We start from the raw sequence: 9891 nt of genomic DNA, 5'->3' as shown, positions 1-9891 counted from the left end.
GTCCCTTAACCGCGTGGCGCCTGGGCGCTGGCGACTTTCTCAGTGGAGCCCGCTACGTTCTGCGCGCTGTTGCTGGCTTCCAGGGCCTGGCGCTGCTGGGCAAGCGCGGCGAGGGTCTGTTCGCTGGCCATCGGCGTTTCTTCCGGGGTCACCGGCGAGCCTGGGCGAACCCGCTGCAGGCCCTTGACCACGATGCGGTCGTCCTTGGCCAGGCCACTGCGCACGATGCGCAGGCCTTCGAGTTTCGGCCCCAGTTCCACGGCGCGGTAGGTCGCCTTGTTGTCCTTGTCCATCACCAGCACGAACTTCTTGCCAAGGTCGGTGCCGACCGCTTCATCGTTGATCAGCATGGCGTCGTACTGGGCGCTGCCGACCAGTTTCAGGCGCGCGTACAGGCCGGGGGTGAACTGGCCGTCGCGGTTGTCGAACACGGCGCGGCCACGGATGGTGCCGGTGCGCGGGTTGACCTGGTTGTCGACGAAGTTCATCTGGCCCAGGTGCGGGTTGCCGGTTTCGCTGGTCAGGCCCAGGTACACCGGGGTGCTCTGGCCGCGCTGGCCGTCGCGCGCCAGCTGGGTGTACTTGAGGTACACGCGCTCGTCGGCGTCGAAGTAGGCGTAGACCTTGTCGGTGGAAACCACGCTGGTCAGCGGCGTGACATCGGCGCTGACGATGTTGCCGGCGGTGTACTCGGCGCGGCTGACACGGCCGCTGATGGGCGAGGTGACGCGGGTGAAGCTGAGGTTCAGGCGGGCCAGGTCGAGCTGCGCCTGGATCGCATCGACCCCGGCACGGGCCTCGGCGGCGGCGCTGCTGCGCGACTCGGCAAGCTCGGCGGAGATCGCGTTGCTGTCGCGCAGGCGCTCGCCACGGCGGGCTTCGTTGGCGCTGCGCACGGCGGTGGCCTTGGCTTGTTGCAGCTGGGCTTCGAGGCGGCGCACTTCAGCCTGGAACGGGCGCGGGTCGATCTGGAACAGCAGGTCGCCTTTCTTGACCTGGGCGCCTTCGGTGAAGCCCACCAGGTCGATCTGGCCGGAGACCCGTGGGCGCACTTCGACGGTTTCCGGGGCTTCGAGGCGGCCGGTGAACTCGTCCCATTCATTGATCGGCTGCTCGATCACCTTGGCCACGCTGACCTTTGGCGCGGCGGGAGCCTGCACAGCGTCTGGGGTTCGGCCGCAAGCGCTGAGCACCACCACTGCCAGGGCAGCGAGGGGAAAGCGCAAGGGTTTGAGTGAGTGGTCCATGGAGAACTCCGCCAAGATATTAGTAGTGGGCGGAGTGTGAGTGTCTTGCGCGTGACGCACGAATCGAACGCAGCGAAGGTTATTATCACGGGCAATGATATGTCGGCATATTTCATCGATGGCGAGCATGGTAGGGTGCCTGCCTGGGCCCCATCGCCGGCAAGCCGGCTCCCACAGGTTTCTCTACCCCTTCAGGCTGAGCTGAACCTGTGGGAGCGGGCTTGCCCGCGAAAGGGCCGGCACAGACACCCCAAGTGACCTAAGGCCGCAACCGTGACCCCCACCGCAAAATTCCCCAGCCCCCTCGCCATCGTCGCCCTGGGCGTGCTGCAGATCCTGGTCTGGGGCGGTTCGTTCTTCCTCATGGCCGTCATGGCCGACCCCATCAGCCGCGACACCGGCTGGCCCAGCCAATGGGTCTACGGCGCCCTGTCGCTGAGCCTGATGGTCTCGGCCCTGCTGGCCCCCTTGAGCAGCCGCCTGACCGCGCGCTACGGCGGCCGCCCGCAAATGGCCGCCAGCGGCGCGGTGGTTGCCGTGGGCCTGCTGATCATGGCGGCCAGCCACAACCTGGCGCTGTTCCTGCTGGCCTGGGCGGTGATCGGCGTGGGCATGGCCATGGGGCTCTACGAAGCCCTGTTCGCCACCCTCGGTGGGTTGTACGGGGAGGGCGCCGGCAAGGCCATCACCGGCATCACCCTGATCGCCGGTTTCGCCTCGACCTTGTCCTGGCCGCTCGTTGCGCTGGCCATCGAGCACCTGGGCTGGCGGGTGACCTGCGTGTGCTACGCACTGCTGCTGATCGTGGTGGTGGCGCCGCTGTACTGGCGGGTGCTGCCGGCGGGCGGGCGGGTGGAAGTACGCCGGCAGCAGCAGAACGCCGATGCGCCCGAGGTCGAGCGCTCGCTCTACCTGCTGCTGACCAGCCTGTTCGCCATCGGCGCAATCATCATGACGGCCATCGCCGTGCAACTGGTGGCGGTGCTCCAAGGCCTGGGCCATTCGCTGCCGGCGGCGATCGGCCTGGCGGCGATGCTCGGCCCCAGCCAGGTGGCCTCGCGGGTGCTGCAGATCTTGGCGGGCAAGCGCCACCCGATCTGGACGGCGCTGGCCTGGGTGAGCCTGGTGCTGGTTGGCCTGCTGCTGGTGACGCTGGTGCCGGCAGCCACGGCCGTGGGCCTGCTGGTGTTCGGCTGCGGCAATGGCTTGCGGGCGATCGTGCGGGGCTTGCTGCCCCTGGCGATGATGCCGCCGGCGCAGTACGTGCTGCTGATGGGGCGCATGTCGCGGCCCTCGTTGATCGGCCAGGCGCTGACGCCATTGGTGGGCGGCTACCTGTTCGAGCACTTTGGCGCGATGGGCGTGCTGGTGACCCTGTGCCTGCTGGCGCTGGCCAATGTCGGCCTGGTGCTGGCGGTGATGCGCAAGGTGCGCGCCAGCCTGCGCTGAAAGCCTCGTGGCAGAGGCTGGCGACCACCTGCATTGGCGCGCAGGCCGCGTGTGCACTAGCGTTTGAAGCATTCAGCCGCCACCCGCAGCCGCCGAGATACGCCATGCAGGACCCGCGCCCGAACCCGAGGCTGTGCCTGGAATACCGTGCCGACCGGCCGATTTTCAGCGACTTTGTGCAGCAGGCCGAGCGCTCGCCTGAAGCACCGGCGATCATTGGCCCGGGCATGCGCTGCAGTTATGGGCAGTTGCAGGCCATCAGCCAGGGCATCGCCAACTCCCTGCTAGAAGGCGCCGCCAGCAAAGGCGAGCGGGTGCTGATCGTCTGCAGCCGTGGTGCCGGGCTGGTGTATGCCATGCTCGGTGCGCTGCGTGCCGGCTTGCCGTTCAGCGTGGTCGATGTGGCTTACCCGCCCGCGCGTATCGCGCAGTTGCTCGAGAGCCTGGAGCCTGCGTTCATCCTCTGCTGCGGTGAAGCGCGATTCACCCCGCCAGGCCACTGCCCGGCGCGGCTGATCAGCGTGCCGGACACGCCCGCCGAGGCCCTGCTGCAGTTCCCCGAGCAGCCAGGGGCATTGCCCGAAATCGACCCGCGTGCACCTGCCTATATCACCTTCACTTCCGGCAGCACCGGTACGCCCAAGGGCGTGGTGGCCAACCACGCGCCGCTGGTGCATTTCATCGACTGGCACGTGCGCCGCCACGGCTTCACCGGGCAGGATCGCTTTTCACTGCTGTCGGGCCTGGGTCACGACCCGGTGTACCGGGATATCTTCACGCCCTTGTCGATTGGCGCGACGGTCTGTTGCCCGGCCCAGGCAACCCTGACGCACCCCGCGCAACTGGCTGCCTGGATACGGCAGCACGGCATCACGGCCATTCACCTGACGCCTCCTTTGGGCAAGCTGATTGCCACTGGCGCGGACCTCGACCAACAGTCGTTGGGCACATTGCGCTGGCTGTTCTGGGGCGGCGATGCCTTGAGCCCTGCGCTGTACCAGAGCATGCGGGCGATTGCCCCGGCTGCCACCAGCGTGAACTTCTACGGCACCACGGAAACGCCCCAGGCGATGGTCTTCCATCAACTCGACCCGCAGCCGGGCCAGGGCGCGATCCCCCTGGGCAAAGGGATCGACAGCGCCCAGGTGCTGGTGGTGAACGAGCAACGGCAACTGGCCGGCGAAGGCGAGGTGGGCGAGATCCTGATTCGCAGCCCGTACCTATCCCTGGGCTACTGGTGTGATCCGGCGCTGACTGCGGAAAAATTCGTGGTCAATCCGTTCACCGGCGAGCCAGGCGATACCTGTTACCGCACGGGCGATCTGGGCACTTACCTGGCGGACGGCAGCGCTACCTTCCTCGGCCGCGCCGACTGCCAGGTGAAGATTCGCGGCCATCGCATCGAGCTCGCCGAAATCGAAAATGTGCTCGCCGGGCTTTCGCCAATCATGCAATGCGTGGTGGTGGCCAACACCGACGGCGCGGCGCCAAGGCTGGTGGCCTATTGCGTAGCGCGGTCAGCGGTGGCCGCCGGGTACCTGCGCGAGGCGCTCGCCGCGCAATTGCCGGACTACATGGTGCCGGCGCAGTTCGTGTTTCTCGATGCGATACCGCTGACCCCCAACGGCAAGATCGACCGGCGCGCATTGCCGCCGCCACAGGACGCCCCGAGCAACAGCGCTGACACCCTGACCCCGCTCGCGCAGCAGCTGGCAGACGACTGGGCGCAGATACTCCAGGTGCCGCACATCGATGCCAACCTGAGCTTCGTCGAGCTGGGCGGCGATTCGCTGTCGTTCGTCCAGGCCTCGACGGCGCTCGAAGCGCGGATCGGGCAACTGCCGCCGCGCTGGGAGTCGCTGCCGGTGAAGGCCCTGGCGGCGCTGGCGGCCACGGGCAAGGCCCCCAGGCACGCGCTGCGGGCCATGGAAATGCCGGTGTTGATGCGTATGCTGTCGATCTTGCTGATCGTCATGGGGCACCTGGGCGTGCTGGGCAAAGGCATGATCATGGGCGAGACCACCGCGCTGTTTCTGGTGTCGGGGCTGGGGCTGGCGCGCTTTCAGGTCAAGGCCATCAACGATCGCGGCGACGCGCGCTCTCTTATCAAGTCGATGCTCGCCATCGCGCTGCCGACCCTGCTGTACACCGCGTTGGTGCAGTGCGTGTTCGACCGGCTGCACTGGCAATCCTTGCTGCTGATCTCCAACTGGTTCCCCGCCGAGACGGTCGGCCACTTCAGCTACTGGTACATCGAGGTGCTGGTGCAGATGGTGCTGATCATCGGCCTGGTGCTGTCGATCAGGCCGGTGCGCCTGCTGATCATGGCCGACCCGTTCCGCCATCTGCTGCTGGCCGCCGGCGCGCTGGTGCTGGCGGACCTGGCGCTGAGCCGCTGGGTGTTCGACGCCACCGCGCTGTACAACCGCGTGCCCCAGCACTACCTGGCGGCCATGGTGCTGGGCATGGCTGTGCAATATGCCGACACGGCGCCGCGCAAATGGCTGGCCAGCGCGGTGGCGGTGGTGGTGGTCGGCGAGCTGGAGCTGGTGACCATCGCCGGCTACGGCTGGGATATGTGGCTCAGCGGGGTGCACATCGACATCGCCTTACCGGCGGTGCTGGCGCTGATCTGGTGCCGCTCGGTGCCGGTGCCTGGGGCGATTGCACGGGGCGGGGCGCTGATCGCGTCGTCGACCCTGTTCATCTACCTGACCCATTACCAGTTCCAGTCCGTGGCCCGGCGCATCAGCGACCAGCCGCTGTTTGCCGTGGCCCTGGCGATTGTTGGCGGCGTGCTGGTTGCCTATTGCTGGAACCTGGCGCTGCGCCTGATGCTGGAGCGCTGGAACCGCCGCAAGCGCCCCGCAGATGCCCTGGAACCTGCCGCCTGAACGCGCTCAGCGGTTGCCCGGCGCCAGGCCATTGAGCAGCAAACGTACCGAGGATGCCGTGGCCGCGTGGTAGTCGATGCGCTGCTCGCTACCGCCGGGGGCATGCCAGCAGCGGTTGATGCAGGCTTGCGCGATGGCCCACACCGAAGGCAGCACGTGCTCCGGGTTCACCGGCGCCAGCTGCCCGCTGCCGATCCACTGGCGGATCTGCGCGGTATTGTCCCGGGCCTGGCTGGCCCAGCGGTCGAGAAAGTCGCCGGGGATGCGCCGGCCCCCCTCCTTAAGTTCCTGCAACAGCACTTTGGAGGCGAACGGGCGGCCTTCGAACAGGCCGATCATGGCCGTGACCGTGCGGCTCAGCGCCTCCAGCGGTTGGTCGCCCTGCTGGAACGGCGCGCAGGCGTCCAGGTAGCGGGGCGCGATGTCCTCCAGCACCTGGCTGTAGATGTTGGCCTTGGACTTGAAGTAGTAGAGCACGTTGGACCTGGGCAGGCAGGCCAGGGCGGCGATGGCCGAGAGCTTGGTGGCGGCATAGCCCTGTTGGGCGAATGCTTCGCTGGCGGCATTGAGGATGGTACTGCGCACGGGTTCGGCCAGGGGCTCCTCGCCAGCCTTGGGCATTTCTCGCGGCAGTTCGAACGGCATGATGTACACGGCAGGCTTCCCTGAAGCGGGTAAAGTCGCAATATACAAAAATATACAGCGAAGGTGTGCACTCGCCTGATAAAAGCCTGTGGCGCGTCAGGCGATGGCGTTGGCGCAGGCCAGCACCAGGCCGCGCAGCCAGCGCGACGCCTGCGCCCGGTGCTTGCGGGCATGCCACAGCTGGTAGTAGCGCAAGGGCTTGGTGGCCGCGGGCAAGGGCTCGATACGCAGCGGCAGCAGCTCGGCGTAGTGGCGGGCGAAGGCGCGGGTGGTGGTGAACACCAGGTCGGACCTGACCAGCGTGTAGGGCGCCAGGCAGAAATACGGCAGGGTGGTGGTGACCCGGCGCAGCAGGCCGGCCTTGGCCAGCTCGGTGCCGATGGTGCCATGGCCGCCGGCGGTGTGGGTCAGCACATCGAGGTGGTCGGCCTGGCTGTAGGCCTCGCGGTCAAGGCTGCCGGGCGCGATCGGGTGGCCCTCGCGGAGCAGGCAGACCAGGTCGTCGTCGCACAACGATTGCAGGTGCAAGTGCTGCGCCGGGCGTTGCCAGTTACCGATCACCAGGTCCAGCGAGCCGTCTTCCAGCCCGCGCTCGTAGCCGCCTTCGGCCTGAAGGTGGGTCAGCTCCAGGGTGGCGCAGGGCGCCTGGGCGTGGAAGCGCTCGATGATGGCGGGCACGAAGAACACGCTCAGGTAGTCCGGCGTGCTGATGCGAAAGTGCTGGCGGCTGGTGGTGGGGTCGAAGCGGTCGATCGGGTGCAGCACCTGGTCGATCCCGGCCAGGGCCTGGCGCACCGGGTCGAGCAGGGTCTGGGCATGGCTGGTCAGCAGCATGCGGCTGCCACTGCGCACCAGCAGCGGGTCGCCGGTCATCTCGCGCAGGCGCCGCAGCGCCACGCTGACGGCCGGCTGGCTTTGCCCGAGGCGTTCGGCGGTGCGTGAAACGCTGCCTTCGGTGAGCAGGGTGTACAGCGTGCGCAGCAGCTGGGCATCGCAGTTGGGGGTGGGCTTGGGCACGGCAGTTCTCATTGAAACACTACAGTACCTGTGGGAGCGGGCTTGCCCCGCGAATGGGCCGGCGCGGGGCATGGCCAGGGCGTTGCCCTGGTTCGCGGGGCAAGCCCGCTCCCACAGGTGTTCATCTTCGCTATATATATTGCGATATAGCGAAAATTGCTCGGGTTGTCACCTCCAGGCTGGCAGGGTGCTCAGCAGTTCGGCCTTCTGCTGGGTCGCCTCGCCCATCAGCACGAACCCCTGCACCCTGCTGTCGGGGCCGTGGTAGAGCGCGCGGATGGCGGCGATGCCTTTGCTGCAGCGGCTGAGCAGTTCGGTCGACCACAGCCCCTGGTCATCCAGCGGTGAGGCGACCACCGTCGGCAGCACGCTGGTCTTGATGGTGACCGGCATGGCGGGGTAGGCGACCGGCGTCGGTTGCCCAGCCAGGGTCTGCGCCAGCGCCCGTGCCTGCAGCATGATCGGCATCACGTAGGGCAGCAGCAGCCCATGCACCTGCGCGCAGTCGCCCAGGGCATATACCTGGCTGGCACTGGTGCGCAGCTGGGCATCGGTGACGATGCCGCCCTCGACCGCGATGCCGGCGGTGCGCGCCAGCTCCACGCGCGGCTGCAGGCCGATGGCACTGAGCACGTAGTCCACCTCCAGCGTGCCGCCATCGGCCAGTTGCAGCTCAAGGCCACTGGCGCGGCGGTGCACGGCGACCGGGCCGTTGCCCAGCGCCAGGCGCACGCCGATCGATTGCAGGGCGTTGGCCATCTCTTCGCCGGCTTGCTCCGGCAGCAGTCGGCTCAGTGGCCAGGTGGCGCGGTCGACGACGGTGATCTCGTGCCCCGCGTGGCGCAGGTCGTTGGCGAACTCGCAGCCGATCAGCCCGCCACCGAGGATGGCGATGCGGCTGGCCTGGCCGATCTGCTGGCGCAGGTGCCGGTAATCGTCCAGGTCGTTGACCGTGATCAGCGCATCGGCCCCATCGCCTTGCAGCGTCGGGCGCCGCGGGTCGGCGCCCAGTGCCAGCACCAGGGCGCGGTAGCGCTGCGCCTTGCCGGCGAGGTACACGCACTGGGCGTCGACGTCGATGCGCTCCACGCAGGTGTGGGTGAGCACCGTGGCGCTCAGCTGCGCAGCCATCTGCGCGGCATCGCTGCTCACCAGCTGGTCGGGCAGGCGCCCGCTCTGGCAGGCATTGGACAGCGCCGGCTTGGAGTAGAACTCACCGCCATCGCGGGTCACGATCACGATGGGGGTGAGGCTGTCGAGTTTGCGCAACTCACGCGCCACGGTGTAGCCGGCCAGCCCTGAGCCGAGGATCACCACCGGCTCGACCGCGCTGGCAAGTGGCGCTTGGGCCTCCTGCGGCAAGCGCACCATGTCGAAGTCGGCCTTGCCCACGCCGCACTCCGGGCAGTACCAGTCCTGCGGCACATCTTCCCAGCGGGTACCGGCGGCGATGCCGTCTTCCGGCCTGCCCACGGCTTCGTCGTAGAAGAAGCCGCACACCAGACATTCCCATTTGTACATGTTGGCGACTCCCGTCAGCTGGTGAAGGCGCGGCCCAGGCCCAATGCGCTCAAGGCACGGCGATAGGCCGTGGAGGAACGGTCGGCGGGGATGTGGATCTCCAGCGACAGGTCCAGTGGCAGGTCTTCGGGGCGGCACAGTTCGACGATGTCGCGGTCTTCCTCGAACACCTGCTGGTTGAAGGCGTAGACGTCATCCAGCGGCAGGTGCTGGTCGAAGTTGCGGGTGATGGCGCAGAACATGCGGGTCTTGCGCGCCGAGATCGGGCTGGCCGCGTTGAGGATCACCAGTTGGTGTTCGGCATCGGGAAAGTTGACCGCCAGGCGCGCGGTGAACGGTGCGAACACATCGAACGTGCGCTTCCACTGGAAGCCGGCCGGCGCGCGGTGCTGCAGCTGCTTGGGGAAGTTGCTGACGCTGCTGACGTATTCGGCATGCATGCCATGGGGGGTGAGTTCGGCCTTGTAGGTGGGCACCACCGGGTTGTCGCGGTCGGCAAAGGCGTCGTGGTGGATCCAGGCGAAGTGTGCCACGTCGATGAAGCCTTCGACCTGGCGGCCGGCGGAGGCGGCGATGTCGATCGACGGCGGCAGGATGCGCTGGAAGCTCGCGTCGTGCCACGACGGCATTTGCGCGAAGGGCGCTTCGCTGCCGGCCATCAGCACCCAGACCATGCCGTAGTCTTCGCGGGTGGCGTACATCTGGATGCGGTGGCGTTCGGTGAGGTTGGCGTTGGGCTCCGAGGGGATGCGGGTGCAACGCCCGTCGGTGCCGAAATGCAGGCCGTGGTAAGGGCAGATGATGTTCTCGCCCTGCACCCAGCCCTTGCTCAGCGGTGCGCCGCGGTGGCTGCAGATGTCGCGGGCGGCGTTCAGCTTGCCGGCGGTGCGGTAGAGGACGATGGGCTCGTCCAGCAGAGTCACGGCGTAGGGCTTGTCGCCGACGTCGGCGCTGAAGGCCACGGGGTGCCAGTGGCGGGTGAGGATCTCGCGGTCGTGCGGGGTGAAGGAACTGGTCTGGGTGATCGGGTTCCAGGTCGGGGCAGGGCAGGCTGTGGCGGGCATTTCGCTTCTCCTTGTTATCGATCGCATCGAATGCCAGGTCGATGCTAGAGAAGC

The 9891-nt window shown here is 67.6% G+C and carries 7 protein-coding genes; 2 read left to right on the top strand and 5 right to left on the bottom strand.

Features of this window, described 5'->3' with window-relative positions; all coding sequences use genetic code 11:
- Window positions 1-5 precede the first annotated feature (5 nt).
- Window positions 6-1247: a multidrug efflux RND transporter periplasmic adaptor subunit MexE gene (mexE, locus tag B3E94_RS03260; protein ID WP_176516381.1), complete on the bottom strand. Its 1242-nt coding sequence runs from the start codon at window positions 1245-1247 to the stop codon at window positions 6-8.
- 324 nt (window positions 1248-1571) lie between these two features.
- On the opposite strand from mexE, the gene B3E94_RS03255 reads away from it, so the two are divergent.
- Together B3E94_RS03255 and B3E94_RS03250 are read left to right on the top strand one after the other, a co-directional pair.
- Complete coding sequence (locus B3E94_RS03255; protein ID WP_286912335.1) at window positions 1572-2696, top strand: MFS transporter; 1125 nt, start codon at window positions 1572-1574, stop codon at window positions 2694-2696.
- Window positions 2697-2800: 104 nt separating this feature from the next.
- The gene (locus B3E94_RS03250; protein ID WP_286912310.1) at window positions 2801-5590 is read left to right on the top strand and encodes an amino acid adenylation domain-containing protein; all 2790 of its coding nucleotides are present in this window, start codon (window positions 2801-2803) and stop codon (window positions 5588-5590) included.
- A 6-nt stretch (window positions 5591-5596) separates the two neighbouring features.
- Here the strand turns inward: B3E94_RS03250 and B3E94_RS03245 are convergent, their stop codons facing one another.
- From B3E94_RS03245 to B3E94_RS03230, 4 genes are all read right to left on the bottom strand, one after another.
- Window positions 5597-6235: a TetR/AcrR family transcriptional regulator gene (locus B3E94_RS03245; RefSeq protein ID WP_286912334.1), complete on the bottom strand. Its 639-nt coding sequence runs from the start codon at window positions 6233-6235 to the stop codon at window positions 5597-5599.
- A gap of 96 nt (window positions 6236-6331) precedes the next feature.
- Complete coding sequence (locus B3E94_RS03240) at window positions 6332-7252, bottom strand: LysR family transcriptional regulator (RefSeq protein ID WP_286912309.1); 921 nt, start codon at window positions 7250-7252, stop codon at window positions 6332-6334.
- Window positions 7253-7420: 168 nt separating this feature from the next.
- Window positions 7421-8773, bottom strand: a complete 1353-nt coding sequence (locus B3E94_RS03235) for an FAD-dependent oxidoreductase (protein ID WP_286912308.1) — start codon at window positions 8771-8773, stop codon at window positions 7421-7423.
- Between the two features lie 14 nt (window positions 8774-8787).
- A complete protein-coding gene (locus B3E94_RS03230; protein WP_286912307.1) occupies window positions 8788-9837 on the bottom strand; it encodes a Rieske 2Fe-2S domain-containing protein in 1050 nt (349 codons plus the stop codon).
- Between the last annotated feature and the right edge of the window lie 54 nt (window positions 9838-9891).

Origin of the sequence: Pseudomonas sp. UBA6315 (genome assembly GCF_002438125.1) — a bacterium.
GTDB lineage: Bacteria > Pseudomonadota > Gammaproteobacteria > Pseudomonadales > Pseudomonadaceae > Aquipseudomonas > Aquipseudomonas faucium.
Note: the sequence above shows the minus strand (reverse complement) of the source record. Positions and strands in the feature narration are given on the sequence as shown.

Excerpts from the sequence above, each read along its gene's own strand:
- mexE (WP_176516381.1), bottom strand. The coding sequence starts at position 1,247 with ATGGACCACTCACTCAAACCCTTGCGCTTTCCCCTCGCTGCCCTGGCA.
- B3E94_RS03245 (WP_286912334.1), bottom strand. The coding sequence starts at position 6,235 with ATGCCGTTCGAACTGCCGCGAGAAATGCCCAAGGCTGGCGAGGAGCCC.
- B3E94_RS03250 (WP_286912310.1), top strand. The coding sequence starts at position 2,801 with ATGCAGGACCCGCGCCCGAACCCGAGGCTGTGCCTGGAATACCGTGCC.
- B3E94_RS03230 (WP_286912307.1), bottom strand. The coding sequence starts at position 9,837 with ATGCCCGCCACAGCCTGCCCTGCCCCGACCTGGAACCCGATCACCCAG.
- B3E94_RS03235 (WP_286912308.1), bottom strand. The coding sequence starts at position 8,773 with ATGTACAAATGGGAATGTCTGGTGTGCGGCTTCTTCTACGACGAAGCC.